The 14,383-nt window shown below is 41.6% G+C and carries 11 protein-coding genes and 1 pseudogene; 7 read left to right on the forward strand and 5 right to left on the reverse strand.

Annotated features, from left to right (window positions below):
- Positions 1-102: 102 nt before the first annotated feature.
- Positions 103-1,182 (reverse strand): annotated as a pseudogene (locus H6G69_RS34740) (PAS domain S-box protein); the annotation flags it as partial.
- 385 nt (positions 1,183-1,567) lie between these two features.
- Between H6G69_RS34740 and H6G69_RS00325 the strand changes: the two are divergent.
- The 4 genes from H6G69_RS00325 to H6G69_RS00340 all read left to right on the forward strand — a co-directional run bounded on the left by H6G69_RS00325 (position 1,568) and on the right by H6G69_RS00340 (position 3,172).
- Positions 1,568-2,056 carry a hypothetical protein gene (locus H6G69_RS00325; RefSeq protein ID WP_190680414.1) on the forward strand — a complete coding sequence of 163 codons (489 nt, stop codon included), beginning with the start codon at positions 1,568-1,570 and terminating at the stop codon, positions 2,054-2,056.
- A gap of 24 nt (positions 2,057-2,080) precedes the next feature.
- Positions 2,081-2,461: a DUF423 domain-containing protein gene (locus H6G69_RS00330; protein WP_190680416.1), complete on the forward strand. Its 381-nt coding sequence runs from the start codon at positions 2,081-2,083 to the stop codon at positions 2,459-2,461.
- A gap of 53 nt (positions 2,462-2,514) precedes the next feature.
- Complete coding sequence (locus H6G69_RS00335; protein WP_190680417.1) at positions 2,515-2,757, forward strand: hypothetical protein; 243 nt, start codon at positions 2,515-2,517, stop codon at positions 2,755-2,757.
- A gap of 202 nt (positions 2,758-2,959) precedes the next feature.
- Complete coding sequence (locus tag H6G69_RS00340; RefSeq protein WP_190680419.1) at positions 2,960-3,172, forward strand: DUF1830 domain-containing protein; 213 nt, start codon at positions 2,960-2,962, stop codon at positions 3,170-3,172.
- A 299-nt stretch (positions 3,173-3,471) separates the two neighbouring features.
- Here the strand turns inward: H6G69_RS00340 and H6G69_RS00345 are convergent, their stop codons facing one another.
- Positions 3,472-4,416 (reverse strand): putative 2-dehydropantoate 2-reductase, encoded by a 945-nt coding sequence (locus H6G69_RS00345; protein WP_190680421.1) that lies wholly within the window; start codon positions 4,414-4,416, stop codon positions 3,472-3,474.
- 265 nt (positions 4,417-4,681) lie between these two features.
- On the opposite strand from H6G69_RS00345, the gene H6G69_RS00350 reads away from it, so the two are divergent.
- The gene (locus H6G69_RS00350) at positions 4,682-5,083 is read left to right on the forward strand and encodes a fasciclin domain-containing protein (protein WP_190680422.1); all 402 of its coding nucleotides are present in this window, start codon (positions 4,682-4,684) and stop codon (positions 5,081-5,083) included.
- Between the two features lie 197 nt (positions 5,084-5,280).
- The gene (locus tag H6G69_RS00355) at positions 5,281-5,616 is read left to right on the forward strand and encodes a hypothetical protein (RefSeq protein WP_190680424.1); all 336 of its coding nucleotides are present in this window, start codon (positions 5,281-5,283) and stop codon (positions 5,614-5,616) included.
- A gap of 63 nt (positions 5,617-5,679) precedes the next feature.
- Here H6G69_RS00355 and H6G69_RS00360 read toward each other — a convergent pair whose 3' ends face one another.
- Positions 5,680-9,615, reverse strand: a complete 3,936-nt coding sequence (locus H6G69_RS00360) for a tetratricopeptide repeat protein (RefSeq protein ID WP_190680426.1) — start codon at positions 9,613-9,615, stop codon at positions 5,680-5,682.
- A 210-nt stretch (positions 9,616-9,825) separates the two neighbouring features.
- The gene (locus tag H6G69_RS00365) at positions 9,826-10,524 is read right to left on the reverse strand and encodes a hypothetical protein (RefSeq protein WP_242071935.1); all 699 of its coding nucleotides are present in this window, start codon (positions 10,522-10,524) and stop codon (positions 9,826-9,828) included.
- A 216-nt stretch (positions 10,525-10,740) separates the two neighbouring features.
- Here H6G69_RS00365 and H6G69_RS00370 point away from each other — a divergent pair, with 216 nt between their 5' ends.
- Positions 10,741-12,729 carry a DNA polymerase III subunit gamma/tau gene (locus H6G69_RS00370; RefSeq protein WP_190680428.1) on the forward strand — a complete coding sequence of 663 codons (1,989 nt, stop codon included), beginning with the start codon at positions 10,741-10,743 and terminating at the stop codon, positions 12,727-12,729.
- Between the two features lie 113 nt (positions 12,730-12,842).
- Here the strand turns inward: H6G69_RS00370 and H6G69_RS00375 are convergent, their stop codons facing one another.
- A complete protein-coding gene (locus H6G69_RS00375; protein WP_190680430.1) occupies positions 12,843-14,249 on the reverse strand; it encodes a glycosyltransferase family 2 protein in 1,407 nt (468 codons plus the stop codon).
- Positions 14,250-14,383 lie beyond the last annotated feature (134 nt).

Genomic DNA, 14,383 nt, shown 5'->3' on the forward strand with positions numbered 1-14,383 from the left:
TCTTAACCGTTCTTCACTCTGACGCAAATTGATTTCAGCGTGCTTGCGTTCGGAAACATCAATGGCCGCACAGGTAATGCCAATAATCTCTCTACTGGAACTGCGTAAGGGTTCTATTGTCAAGTCGTAGTAGTAATCTCTGTCATGTCTGGTAATTTTGATTTCTTCCCGCGCACCAATTCCGGTTTCGAGAACTTGTTGTTTAATTGCCGTTAGTGGTTCAGCATTTTCGGGTGACAAGAAATCGCGATCGCACTTACCCAGCATTTGCGGTAAATCGTGCAACACGGGATTATGAATCCAGGTGTATTTTAATTCACAATCTTGGTTAAATACAGTAATTGGCGCGTTTTGCAATGCTACTCGCAACCGTTCTTCGGCATCACGTAGTGCTTGCTCAGTTTGTTTACGCTCAGTAATATCATTAATTACAGCGATAGTACGCAACGGTCGCCCTTGGGGATCACGAATTAAATTGGCATTTGCCAACACCCAGACGATGCTGCCATCTTTACGCACATAGCGTTTTTCTGATTGGTAGCTATTAGTAGTGCCATCTACCATCCTCATAAAAAGTGCGCGATCTTGATCGCGGTCATCAGGATGGTTGATCTCATCAATGGTCATCGCCAGCAATTCTGTTTCTGTGTAGCCGGTGACAGCACAAAACGCGGCGTTCACGCGCCGCAAGCGACGGTTTATCGGCTCTGCCTGTGCCATACCCACATTGATGAGGTTAAACAGGGCGTGGAAGTCTGCCTCACTTTCATGACAAGCTTGTTCCGCCTGCTGGCGATTGCGGCGTTCTTGGCCTAATCGCAATGCTCGCTCAATCGCTGGCACTAACCTTTCTAAGCGTTGCTTGAGGACATAATCGGTGGCTCCTTGTTGTAAAGCTGCGATCGCTAATTCTTCACCCAAACTCCCAGACACAACAATCAACGGCACATCAGGACACCGTTCGCAGGCAATTTCTAAAGCAGAATTGCCATCAAAACCGGATATCGTGTAGTCTGCCAGAATCAGGTCAAATTCATTGCCGGAGAGTACTTTGACAAACTCAGCACCAGTACTCACCCGCAGCAGTTCATAGTCCAGACTGCTATTGATCAGCGCGGCTTGAATCACATCTACATCCCCTAAATTGTCTGAGAGCAAGAGAAATTTTTGTGCCATAGTCATTCCTCCTGCGGAAATTTAGGTAAACTCAAGTACAGAACCTACGCACGAAGTTTAAAACTGTGCCACTCATCGCGTCCTAATATTGCTTGCTCTAATTCTTCGCACAGCTAAAATATGAGTTCTGTTGAATCCTAATTAGGAGGAAATCTCACTTTGGATATAGCGTCTGTAGCAATATACCACCAAGGCTACCTCTAAGGGCTTCTATCCCAAGAGGCAGAAATCTTTAAATTACAAATATGATTTAGATCACCAAAAATTGTAACTTTTTCACCAAAACAGTGCGATCGTGCTGAATTGGCTATATCTTCAAATAGCCCAACCTCTGGAACGTTTGCCAAAGTAGGGTTAAAATCGCAGCAAAGCAAAAATTTAAAATCGAGTTATGAAGACGGCTGAAAAACTGGCGGCGGGTTGGCTACTGATACTCGGATTCATGTTTTTGACATTATCTGTCTCTGCGGTAGTGGAAAAAAATAATATGCTCAAACCACTTCCAGTTGGGGATGATATAGATTCTGGCAAAGATTTTGTCAATCAAGAAGCACTATATATGCTAGATACCACGGCAAGGCAAAGTTTTATTTTTGGCGTGCCGACAATGATTATTGGTGGCTGGTTAAGCTTGTCTTTATATCGTCAAACAAAAAGAGAACACAAAGCCCTTCAGCAAGAAATGAGCGATCGCTTACAATCGGTTTTTTATCAGATGCTACAACAAAATAATGGCAGAGTGACAGTTTTAGGTTTTGCAATACAGTCACAACTACCTGCACCCGTCGCTAGGGAATTTTTAGATCAAAAAGCTAAAGAATTCAATGCAAATTTTAAAGTGAATGAAGAAGGGGCTGTATCATACCATTTTGATGTCTAATGTCTGGTTAGATTAATAAGTCTCATGGCGCAGATTTTTTTGAGTTTAGCTGCCGTTTTTGGTGGTTTGTCAGTTGCGGCTGGGGCTTTTGCTTCCCATGCTTTACGAGATAAAATCAGTGAGCGATCGCTCGAAATATTTGATACTGGCGCTCGCTATCAAATGTACCACGCTCTAGCACTTTTGCTAGTTGCTCTCCTCATGACTCGTGTAGAATCTCCAAGCGCTACTTTAATAGCCAGTGCTTGGCTATTTGTCATTGGTATTGCTATTTTCTCCGGTAGCTTATACACCATAAGTTTAACTGGTGTGAAATCTTTCGGCGCGATCGCACCTTTAGGCGGTTTAGCTTTGATTGCTGCTTGGGGTGCTTTAGCCGTTGCTGCTTGGAATTTGAAATTTTAATCAAACGGTAAGTTAGGACTTTAGACTGAAAACCCTGCTTACTGTGTTGAAATATGAATGCTCTCAAGATAGAAGTCGTTTTAACTGAAGATGGAACTCTGACGCTACAGGGTTTACCTTTTCATGCTGGGGATGCTGTGGAAGTGATTATTCTAGAAACTAAAACTCCACAGCAGCAAGCCCAACATTTACCCCAATCAGGTACAAATCCTTATCCTTTGCACAACACACAGCCATACCGTTATGATGACCCCACAGAACCCGTCGCTTTAGATGACTGGGAAGTTTTGCAATGATTATACTTGACACTCATATTTGGGTTTGGTGGGTACAAAACGACAATATTTGTGTTAATAGATGACTGGTATAAGCGTATTTTTCTGCGGAGTGCGTTTTGGCATTGACGTACTTACTTTTGAACAGTATCCTCCGGCTTAATTCACATAAGGAGTTTAGTATTTTCTAATACATCCTGCTGCCAAATTTCAAATTTGGCATATGAAGCCAAAAATTATCTGTTTTTACAAAAACACAACTAGTCAAATTCAAATTGTTCGGCTTTTTCAGCAGTTTGAACTAATAATGTTTCCCGGAGAACAACTTTTATTTGAAACTATTCCTGATGTTGAACTAAAAATTGAGTCTGAAGTAATAGCAGGGAAAGTTGCAACTAATCAAGTTTCTTGCCTGAATCTGCAAATTTTAGAGTGAAGATAAGATTTGTAGAAACAGTTATCCAGGGTGCATAACATTGTAGTTGATATTTAGTTTATGCTATGAATTCAATATTTTTTGCAAATTTGACAGACTGCGATCGCGGTAGTGGTAGGTAAGATAATACAGGAGTTTATAACTTCATTTCTACACCACCTCTAAAGTCGTAACGTGCCTAAATATTAGGTGCGTTACGTTATTTTTTCCCAGGTAATTTAGTACCCATTTCCGTTAATGCCGAGAAAATCAAATAAAGTATGAGTAAGCCAACACCAGCCAAAAAAGCAATTAAATCACTATCCATAATTTTGATTTCTTGTATCTAAAAATTTTAACTGGTTATACAAACAATTAATTTGTGGTAAATTTGCCCCAGATGCTTGAGCTTTACGTAATGGGTTGCCAAAAATTGCTTCTACTTCTAAAGGGCGATGTTCATCATAATCTATTTTCATACTGGTGCGATACGGCTTCATCTTGAGTGTGTAATCAAGTAATGTTTGAATAAAACTCTCAGGAATTATTCGCCCAGTACTTTTTGCCCCGGCAACTACTTCATACATTAATTGTTCAACAAGTTGGCGAGTGTGTGTATCTGTCATTAATTCATCTGTTCTGGCGTTGAGAATCACAGACAGCCCATTATAGGGAATATTCCAGACTAATTTTTTCCACCGCGCCCAGAGTAAATCTTCAGCTAATTCAATCTTAATTGCCGCATTTTCAAAGTCACCAGCAATTTGCTGTATTCTCTTGGTGATTCCTGCTTCATGATAGTTATGGGCATATTCTCCAAAAATAATGTGTCCATAATCTACGTGGTGAATATGGCCTTGCCCTACTTTATTAGAGCATAAAAAACACAATCCCCCAATTACATAGGCATTGCTCACAAGATGGGCAATTTCTTCTTCTATCCCCAGCCCATTTTGTAATACTAAAACTACCCCCCCATCTTTAACCACAGGCGGTAATAATTGTGGGAGTAAATAATTTTGCGTAGTTTTAAGTGCCACTATCACGACATCGCATTGTGGCATTTTTTCCACCTGATTATAGGCGTTTACGTGTGGAAGGGTAAAGTCGCCATCTTTAGATTCAACAATTAAACCAAATTGATTAACGTGTTCGTAATCACTCTTGAGTAAAAAGTGAACATCTAAACCCGCTTTTTGCAGCTTGGCCCCATAATAACCACCTAATGCCCCAGTGCCAATGACAGCGTACTTGCGATCGCGCATTTTTTTTCAAAGCAACTATCCTGAAAATTATCATAAGCCTATGTCTGCCACTATTGCACCTCATACTAGTCTCAGCACCACTCTCTACACAATATTCCCTACTTGATATGTAGTGTATGAATCAAATACGATAACTATAGACTTATAGCTATTAACTAGATTGAATTTTACTGATGACCTGGAATTTTCAAAAAATAAATTTTTGTATAAAAAATTAACTGTTTTAATATAAATTAAATTTTATGAAAGCAAATAGGTTAAAAATATGCCTGATATTGTTGATATTGCAGTAAGTTCTGATGCCTTTAAAACGCTTGTCACAGCAGTACAAGCGGCTGGTTTGGTCGAGACATTAAAAAGTCCAGGCCCATTTACTGTGTTTGCACCAAACGATAATGCTTTTGCCAAACTTCCCCCAGGCACTATTCAAACCTTAGTACAGAATATTCCTCAATTAACCCGAATCTTAAAGTATCATGTCGTCGCTGGAAAACTAGCAAAAAATGATTTAGCCAAACTCGGTATAGTGACTTCTGTCGAAGGCTCAGTGATTAAAATAAATTGTGCTGATGGTTTTGAAGTTAAAAATGCCACAGTCTTAGCAGCAGATATTGAAGCCGATAACGGAATAATTCACGTCATTGATACAGTAATTTTGCCTGGTTAACTATCCTTAGGTGGGGATTTCCCACCTAAATTATTTTATTTTTTAATATTGCTTATTTATAATATTTATCTGATTTGTTTTATTTAATTTATGTAACATTGGCGGAGTATTCACTTTAAATTACGTTAGTGTTAGTTAGTATACATAAAAATGTATTAAATTTATTAACTTTAAAATGTTGATGTCGAAATAAATTAATGATAGATTTTAATGCTTTGGCTGATTTTTCTCGTACCAATTGTATTGGTGTTTGTGCCTTTCTCGTACCCGCAAATTTAATTGCCACACTGCTAACGATTATTTTTACTTTCTTACGTCGTCCCATATATCAAGTGCAAGTACTTGTAGGAGCAACTAGTATTTTTGCTGTGGTAATGATACTGCACGTATATAGTTGGTTTATGGCTGGGGTAGTGATGGCTCCGACTTATATTCTTTTATCTCTAGCACTTACCTGTTTGGTAATTAATTTTGGAGCAATTTTTATTCACAGACGTTTGCTAAATAGCCCTAGACTTTCTAGTAATTTGTAAATCATTACCCCCGACTTCTTGAAGAAGTCGGGTTGATCAAAATTTTGGCAACGCTATATTTAATTAATTGGCTGTACCTGTTAAAATAAATGCTGCCCAATAATAAGGATGATTATAGGGTTGTTTATCAGGGACTATTTTACTCAGTCTATATAAATGTGTTGCTAAATAAGTTCTAATTCTTAATTCGTCAGGATGCAGAGATTTAATTAAATCTTCATACCATTTGGTTAATTCGCCTGCGGTGACTGCTTGTAACCAAGCAGTAGCTTCTGTTAAGGCGGTGGCTGGTGTTTTATTCATTTGCAGTCGCCGATAGAACTCAATGATTAATAAAGCACTAGCAGTTGATTCTACATACCAAAGAGTACTAATAACTCGCGGTGCTGTGGCACAAAGAAAACTATTAACGACAGAAACATATTCCGTATGAATATTTTGGTTGTTTTGATGCACCAATTGACAAGCTGATAAAATAGCTAATTGATAACTACTGAGATTTTTTTGGCAGATTTCTTCTAGGGTGATTTTATCTTCACCTGCTAATGCTAATTCCGATTTGGTTGGGTCACGAAAATTGTTAATAACTTGACCTGTAAAATGGAAAATATTGTAATTTTCAGCTAAGGCAGTTTCTACCATATTTTTAGTAGCATCTACCTCTTGAATACGTTGAGATTGAGCAAACATTTGGCTGATTACTTCCGATTCTAACTTGGCAAATTTGGGGGCGACATAACCTGTAGTTGTCGGAGATTCAACGCTGAGTAATTTTTGATCTGATAATTGGGCGATGCTTTCAAACTGTAAAGTTAAACCCGTGAGAATGCTGGGCAAATAAGTAGTAGTAAATTTTGTGGCGGGAATTGTGATTTCAGTCTCAAAATCAGAGAGATTAAACAGTAAATGTAGGGGTAATCTGTGTAAATCTCGGTGAGGAACCAAAATTAAATTAGTGATGCCTTCAAGCTCTTGAGTAATTGTGGAAATTTCGAGAATTTGTTGCAGATTTAAGAGCCTTTGTAGCATCTGCGATCGCCAGGGATGGTTACTTTTAGTTTGGGGGTCTTGTGCTTGCTCGCCATAATCGTGATATGCCTGGCTCCAATCTTCTAGCCAGTTTTCAAAAGCAATTAACCTTCTTGCTGCTTCGGGTAAGGGTAATTCTTGTAAAGGCGTTGCAGCAGTGTTACCTAGTGATTGGACTGGCGTAAAGACCAATATCGGTGATGGTGCTTCATCTTTAATAATAAAAGTATGCAGAGCCGCTGGGCTAATATGCCAATAAATAATTGCTGTATTGGGGTTAAGCAGATGTTGAACTGCACGATAGTTAGGCGAGTAAATTTCATCTTGCCAACCAAACAGCAACCACTGTAAACAAGCATTTTTTTCCTGTTCTGCCAGTTCCCAAGCTTCTACTAAATCACCAGATTCTACCCAAAAGTCAACTGCTAATTGTCCCAGTCCGGCAAATTTCAGTGCTAACTGTTTTTTCCCCTCATCTGTCAGCGTTTGATCACTCAGGAGTTGTTCTAATAATTGAAAGGCACGTTGTTGTAATTCTTGGGCTTGGGTAGTTTGTCCTAAACTCAACAGCAATTTGATTAAAGATTGCAAAATTTCTAAATGCAGTTGGGGAAAACCTTCCCAGCTAAGAGTTAACAGTGCTTGATTATAAGCCACTACTGCTTTGCGCCAACTTTGGCGAGATGCTGGGTGTTTTTTACCTTGTTCGTAGTGTGTATTGCCAATGGCAAAATGCAATCTCCCCCAACCTTCAGGGTGGGTATCGGGACGGATGTGTTTTAAACCTTGCTCGTAACTGGCGAGTTTGCCTGCATAAGTGCCTTGTTTTAAGTTGGGATTAAGGGCGGCGAGATTTGTTAATAGTAATGGCGTATCCACATTAGTTACATGACCAATGGCTGTGCCTCGCCCTATCCAAGCTTCCCAGTAATCGAGTTTAATTTGTAAAGCGTTGTCATAAGAAGCGATCGCTTCGGCGTATCGTTCTAAATAAAATAATGCGACGGCTTGGTTATACCAAGCAAGGTGAAAGTCTGGTTTAATCGCAATGGCTTTTTCGTAGGAAGCAATTGCTTCTTCGCGCTTGCCTAAGTTATCGAGTGCGACACCACGGTTATACCAAGCTAAATAAAAATCTGGTTGATGAACTAAGGCTTTATCCCAAGAGGCAATTGCTTCTGACCACTGTCTTAAATTAAATAAAACTACACCCCGGTCAATCCAAACTTCGTAATAGTCTGGTTGCAGTTCTAAAGCTTGATTATAAGAGGCGATCGCTTCTGTATATTGTTCACTGACAGCGAGGGCAATGCCTCGGTAATACCAAGTTTCTGGGTCTTGGGGTTGCAATTCCAAGGCTTGGTCGTAAGCAGCGAGAGCTTCGCCGATTTGCCCTAACTTCAGCAGTGCTAAAGCTTTGCTCGCCCAAGCTTCTGGGTAATTAGCATGAATTTCGATTGCCTGATTAAAAGATGCGATCGCTTCTGCAAATAGTCCCAGTTCCCCTAAAGTGCCACCCCGGTTGTACCATGCTTTATAGTGGTCTGGTTTCAGGTCGATAGCTGTATCATACGCGGCCACCGCTTCGGCGAAACGCTCTAAATGGAATAGTGTCAAACCTCTGTTAAACCAATAATCATAAGCATCTGGTTGTAGTTCAATGGCACGATCATAAGATGCGATCGCCCCTACTAAATCTCCAGCTTTTGCTTGTTGTAGACCCTGATAAAACCAGGCTTGAGCTTGGATAGGCGTATTTACTGGATTAGTTGTCGTCGCTATAGGCTGGCTGAGTTGTGTTGTCAGATTCACCGCTAACTGTTGTACTAAATGGGCACTTTGCTCCAACCTGACCAACAGTTCATCTAAGGTGTAAGCAACATTGGGATCTAAATTTGCTAACGACTGATCCCAAGCATTTCCTGGCGATAATTTTGTAGAGTTTGCTGCTGTTCTCACGATTCTCGTGGGTTCTGGATATTCCAAAAACAACTCGCTTAAATCGCCAATTACATCTTCCTCTGCCGGAGGTAGAAATACTACTGCTGAGGCAGTTAACTCTTCTTGTTTATCTTCTTTGGGGGGTGCGGCTAAATTTTGCGTGACATTTTCCTGGGGTGATGAAATAGCGGCAAATTCTTCTAGGGGATACTCCCACAGCGATTCCGGTGTCATTTCCGGTACAGGTGGTTGAGATGGGGTAATAATGAACTCTTTTGGAGTTTCTTCTGATGGGGGTGAGTGGGATGCTTCTGTTTCGTACTCCCAAGCTGGGATGGTGTTCGCCCAGTGATTTGCCTGTGGTGGAGTAGATGCTGCCTCTGGGTACTGCCACAATGATGCTGATGGATCAGTTGCTTCGCCTGTATACTCCCAAACAATTTCTTCTACATTTTCGGTAGATACTTCATAGGCTGATGTTGTGGTTTCTGGGCGATTTTGTGCAGATTCTTCATACTCCCAAAGCATTTCGCCAAAGTTACGCAGTAATTCTTGTCCGGGAGAACTCGCCGCAGTTTCATCATTGGTATCAGTAGTTGCAACGGTGGAATCTTGAAAATGTTGATGACCTTCGTCAAGATTCCGCGTTATTAATCGGATACCAATGTCATAAGAAAGGTCTCCAACTTTGCCGATATTGAGTTCACCAAGTTCCACCATTTGCCCAGCTAGCTGCTGGTTAATTACAGATGAATTCAGCAATTTTTCGCCAAACTCCAGTAGCCAATCTAGCCAACGCTCAGTACTAATGCGGTCTTCCATGCGTTGTAGATATCTGATTGCCCACTGTTGCCCTCTTCCTTGATGCACACCTTCTAGCAATTGGGTATACAGAATTTCTAAATCGCCATTAGTTAGCTCAGGAGGTGGTTCCCCCATCTTCTGTTCCCTTAGAGGTTGTATAGCCTGCTTACTACCAACGGGTTGATTTGAATGTGTTTTAAGCCACTGCCATAGCTGCGTGAGCATCTGCACATACTCTGAAGGTTTTGTTTATCCTAGATTGTAGCGATCGTTGTGTCAAAAAAATCAATATAAATTTAAGTGAAACCCACTGCTACTGGCGGGTTTGACGGGTAGATGTTTATCAAAAATATACAAAACTTAGTCAGTTTTCATGCTGGACTCGAAAAACAATCACAAAATCTTTTGCAGTTGTACTTTTTACTTTTAATTTAGTCAAGCTTGAGCTTCATCAGAATTTGACTGATTTGGTGTGTAGTACTGATTAATCAATTCCTTGATAATTTCTTCCGCGTCATCTGAGTCTATTGCTAGCTGCTGGGCTATTTGCTTGCGTAAGTCTGGATCTTCCTGCATCATCCCAAACAACTGCTCTAGGGTAACGGTTTGGTAATCTGTTTCCGTACCAGTATCTTCTGTGGCTATGTCTTGTGATTCTACGTAACTATCTGGTGCAGCAAAGTTGGTACTGATGACATCCGGCCCGTCATACTCCCAAATCGGTTCGCCAGAATTGCGGGTTAATAACTGCATCCCGATTTCATAAGCTACATCTCCAATGTCACCCACACCCAAATCACCCAACTGGACTAAGCGTGCGGCTAATTCATTGTTGGGATTCGGTGCTGCTAATAAGCGATTGCCAAAACGCCCTAACCATTCTATCCAGCGTTCTTTTGATACCCGATGTTCAATATTTTGAAACCACTTCAACGCCCAAGCTTGACCCCGCGCTTGATGTACACCTTCTAACAGTTCAGTAAAGAGAAATTCTAAATCTGTATCGCTCAGAAGTGGTGCTGGCTCTTTTTCGATGCTAGCTGCTGTTTTTGGTGAAGTTGATTTTCTCCCGAATAAGCCTTGAAAGAGCTTTTTGAGCCATTGAATGAACCGCTTGAGCATTTGTTCCACCATAAAGTACTGTGTACCCTAAGATTGTAGCGATCGCGCTAACTCAAGACGGAAGTGTGAAGTGTGAAGTAGGAAATCTTAACCTTTACGACTTGGATTTTTAGTTCAAATGTACTATAATTCATAAAAAACCGACAGCCTGCGTTTAAAATATTTGAACGCCAATCTGGGCGCTTGTGTAAAAATTAATTTTGAAAATGCACTGACATTTTCCTCTCCATGCCTTACGAACCCCTGCACCACAAGTATCGCCCAAAATGTTTTGCTGAACTGGTGGGGCAAGAGGCGATCGCAACCACCCTTACAAATGCTATCCGTACAGCGAAAATTGCCCCTGCTTATTTGTTCACCGGGCCGAGAGGTACGGGTAAAACTTCGAGTGCCAGAATTTTGGCTAAATCACTTAATTGTCTCAAAAGTGACAAGCCAACGCCTGAGCCGTGCGGCGTGTGTGATGTTTGCCAGGGAATCACTAAAGGCTATTCTTTAGACGTAATTGAAATTGATGCTGCCAGTAATACTGGTGTCGATAATATCCGCGAACTCATAGAAAAAGCCCAGTTCGCCCCAGTACAGTGTCGGTATAAAGTGTATGTAGTTGATGAATGCCATATGCTCAGTAATCAGGCATTTAACGCGTTATTAAAGACACTAGAAGAACCACCTAAACACGTAGTATTTGTTTTAGCAACCACAGACCCCCAGCGAGTGTTACCGACAATTATTTCTCGTTGTCAAAGGTTTGATTTTAGACGCATTCAACTAGAGGCGATGGTCAAGCATTTAACTGCGATCGCCATGAAAGAAAGCATTGATATTTCGGATGAAGCCATCACCCTAGTAGCTCAAATTGCCCAAGGGGGATTGCGTGATGCAGAGAGTTTGCTTGACCAATTAGCCTTGTTAGCGGGGGAAGTTACACCCGATAGAGTTTGGGATTTAGTCGGTTCTGTGAGCGAACGGGATTTGTTAGCATTATTAAATGCGATCGCTCAAGATAGCCCAGAAGCAGTTTTAGACTGTAGCCGCTACATTCTAGAGCGAGGGCGCGAACCACTGACCATTCTCCAAAACCTCGCCAACCTCTACCGCGACTTACTCATCGCCAAAACCGCACCCAGTCGCCAAGATTTAGTAGCTTGTACCAGCCCAACTTGGACAGCGTTAGTAGAATTAGCACAACAGTTGCCAATAAGTACAATTTTGGCAGGACAGCAACACCTGAGAACCGCAGAATTACAACTAAAAAATACTACTCAACCGCGTTTGTGGTTAGAAGTAACACTACTGGGATTGTTACCCAGCGCGAGTATTACACAGCCAACAGCAATTGTTTTGCCTCGTCAACCTATACCGCAAAACAACCATCACCCATCACCCCCACCTTTGGCATCTGTACTACCGCCAACCAACCATCATCAATCACCACCACCACCTCCCCAAGCAACAGCAGCCCCTGTAACTGCTCTCCAGCAACCTGTTTCACCCCCTCTTCCGGCATCTACTCCCCCCCCAGTCCAACCAACTGAACCTACACAAACAGTTCCCCCGGCAATAGCCACACCCCCAACCACTGGAGAATTAGAAATTAATGATCTTTGGCAGCAGGTATTAAATAATATTCAACAAATACCTCGTCGCGCCTTGTTAGGCCAAATGTGCCATTTGATTGAGTTTAATGGTGCAACTGCGCGTGTAGGTGTAAAACAAGCATGGTATGACAAAGTTAAATCTGACGTAACGATGATTGCAGCTGCTTTTCAGCAGACTGTCAACCGTCAAGTCGAAGTTAGCCTCGAAAAAGCGAATATTGCAAATTCTACTGTCGTCAAAAAAGAACCATCAACAAACGGTGCTAATCGCATTCAGCAATCACCAGCTGTTAAGTATGAGCAAAAGTCATCAGCACCGCAGCCAGTTACACCAACACCCATCTCGCAACCGACAATTACACCCGCACCAGTAAAATCTGAAGCTCCAGTAAATCATTATCATAATGGCCATAACAATGGCATAGCTAGGATAGAAACTTCACCGCCGCAACCAACTCAAAGTTCTTCTGAAGAATGGGACGAAGTAACCAGAGCCGCCCAACATTTGGCACAATTTTTTGATGGGCAAATTATCCGTTTTGCTGAAGATAACGCAGATTTATCTAGTTCTACGGCTGCAACTGACTGGGTAGAGGAAGTTGAAGTCGATGATTAGTAGAAGAAGGCTGAAGGCTGAAGTCTGAAGTCTGAAATTATTTAGTCTTCATATTAAACAAAAAGGCAAAAGAAAAACATTCTTTTGCCTTTTACCTTTTAACTTTTGCCTTTCTATTCCCCGCTACCGGAGTGTACAGTTTTCACCCATTTCAGGCGTTTTGGTCGGATAGACATCCGAGCCGTTGTGCTACTCATAACTACTAACCAGTGCAACATATATAATGTGCCGCGTAGGGTTTGGAGGAGTAACACAGGATAGGTCGCAACAGTGAATTTTTGCTCTTGACGTATCCGCCGCAGTCCGGCGAACATACCCACAACAGACATAGATACTGATAGGGTAGTAACCGGGCCTAAAAGTGGCAAGCGATGTCTAGCAATTGCCATTAATAAGTCTGGAATTGCAGCTGTTGGCAAGATGTACATGGAGATCATAAACATGAGCATATCCCAGGTTTTGCGGGTTCCCATGCGATTTTTGAGAATTAGATCCCAGTAATCTAAGTAGCGTTGATAGCCGCCTTCAGCCCAACGATTGCGCTGATGCCAAAGCGCAACTGCAGTAGTGACACCTTCTTCTTGCACGGCTGGGTAGAATACGCACTCAATATCCCAGTTATCCAGATGCAGGCGGAAGGTCATATCTAGATCATCGGTGATGGTTTCTTCATTCCACCCACCACAACTATCTAAGGCTGTGCGTCGGACAAATTGACCGTTACCCCGCAATTCGCCAATGCCACCTAAAGCAATTCGCTGCTGTTGGAACCAAGTATCCAGAGCCATTTCTGCCATCTGTCCCTTAGTCCAAAAATTTTCTTTAGCGTTGGCTATTGCTTTACGCACTTGTACTGCACCAACTTTTTCTCTTTGAAACAAAGGTACTATCTGGAGTAACAAGTCTGATGGCACTTGAGCATCAGCATCAAACACAGCAATAATTTCGCCTTTTGTCTGTGGCAAAACTTGATTTAATGCTCCTGATTTACCACCACCAGCTTGGGGGGAACGCCTCAGTACTTTGAGTTTTTTGTATTCTTGCGCCAGTTCTGCTAAAACTTGCGGTGTTTTATCAGTACTGTTATCGTCAATTATCCAAACTTCGTATTTTCCATCTGGATAGTCGAGATTGCAAAGACTTTTGACTAATTTGCCAATTACTGCTTCCTCATTTTTGGCTGCTACTAATAAAGATACAGTGGGCAATTCGCCCTGCATTTCTTTTTGATAGCGGCGAGGTCTAGCAAATACAACTACTAAGGCATGAAGTCCTAAAATTGTGGTCAATCCCAGGACAAAAATATAAGCCCAAGAAGCAAAGTGTAGAGCGATTGTTCCGCTCCAGACTATTGACAAAACTAGAGCAGCTTTACCTCTACGTCCTTGAAACCGGGATGGTTGAGACAATCGATTTGTCCCTACCAGTGGCTCTTCTGTCGCCGATAGGTCAACTAACAGAGAGTCAAGTGCTTCAAGCTCTTTGTATGAATCGTTTTCCGGCCAGGAGTTCGCTGGCATAGTTTACTTGATGCAATACCAGTATTTTTCTACACCCATAAATAAGCTGGGAATTATCTAACGTCAAACTTTAACTGTGTGACTTGTGGTTACTTGCTGCATCAGGGGTTTGTAGCCTGATGGAGGCTAAATCA

The organism is Nostoc sp. FACHB-110 (assembly GCF_014697425.1).
In the GTDB taxonomy this organism is placed as follows: domain Bacteria; phylum Cyanobacteriota; class Cyanobacteriia; order Cyanobacteriales; family Nostocaceae; genus Nostoc_B.

Coding starts and splice junctions, on each gene's coding strand:
- H6G69_RS00345 (WP_190680421.1), bottom strand. CDS start 4,416: ATGCGCGATCGCAAGTACGCTGTCATTGGCACTGGGGCATTAGGTGGT.
- H6G69_RS00355 (WP_190680424.1), top strand. CDS start 5,281: ATGATAGATTTTAATGCTTTGGCTGATTTTTCTCGTACCAATTGTATT.
- H6G69_RS00360 (WP_190680426.1), bottom strand. CDS start 9,615: ATGCTCACGCAGCTATGGCAGTGGCTTAAAACACATTCAAATCAACCC.
- H6G69_RS00335 (WP_190680417.1), top strand. CDS start 2,515: ATGAATGCTCTCAAGATAGAAGTCGTTTTAACTGAAGATGGAACTCTG.
- H6G69_RS00375 (WP_190680430.1), bottom strand. CDS start 14,249: ATGCCAGCGAACTCCTGGCCGGAAAACGATTCATACAAAGAGCTTGAA.
- H6G69_RS00340 (WP_190680419.1), top strand. CDS start 2,960: ATGAAGCCAAAAATTATCTGTTTTTACAAAAACACAACTAGTCAAATT.
- H6G69_RS00350 (WP_190680422.1), top strand. CDS start 4,682: ATGCCTGATATTGTTGATATTGCAGTAAGTTCTGATGCCTTTAAAACG.
- H6G69_RS00365 (WP_242071935.1), bottom strand. CDS start 10,524: ATGGTGGAACAAATGCTCAAGCGGTTCATTCAATGGCTCAAAAAGCTC.
- H6G69_RS00325 (WP_190680414.1), top strand. CDS start 1,568: ATGAAGACGGCTGAAAAACTGGCGGCGGGTTGGCTACTGATACTCGGA.
- H6G69_RS00370 (WP_190680428.1), top strand. CDS start 10,741: ATGCCTTACGAACCCCTGCACCACAAGTATCGCCCAAAATGTTTTGCT.
- H6G69_RS00330 (WP_190680416.1), top strand. CDS start 2,081: ATGGCGCAGATTTTTTTGAGTTTAGCTGCCGTTTTTGGTGGTTTGTCA.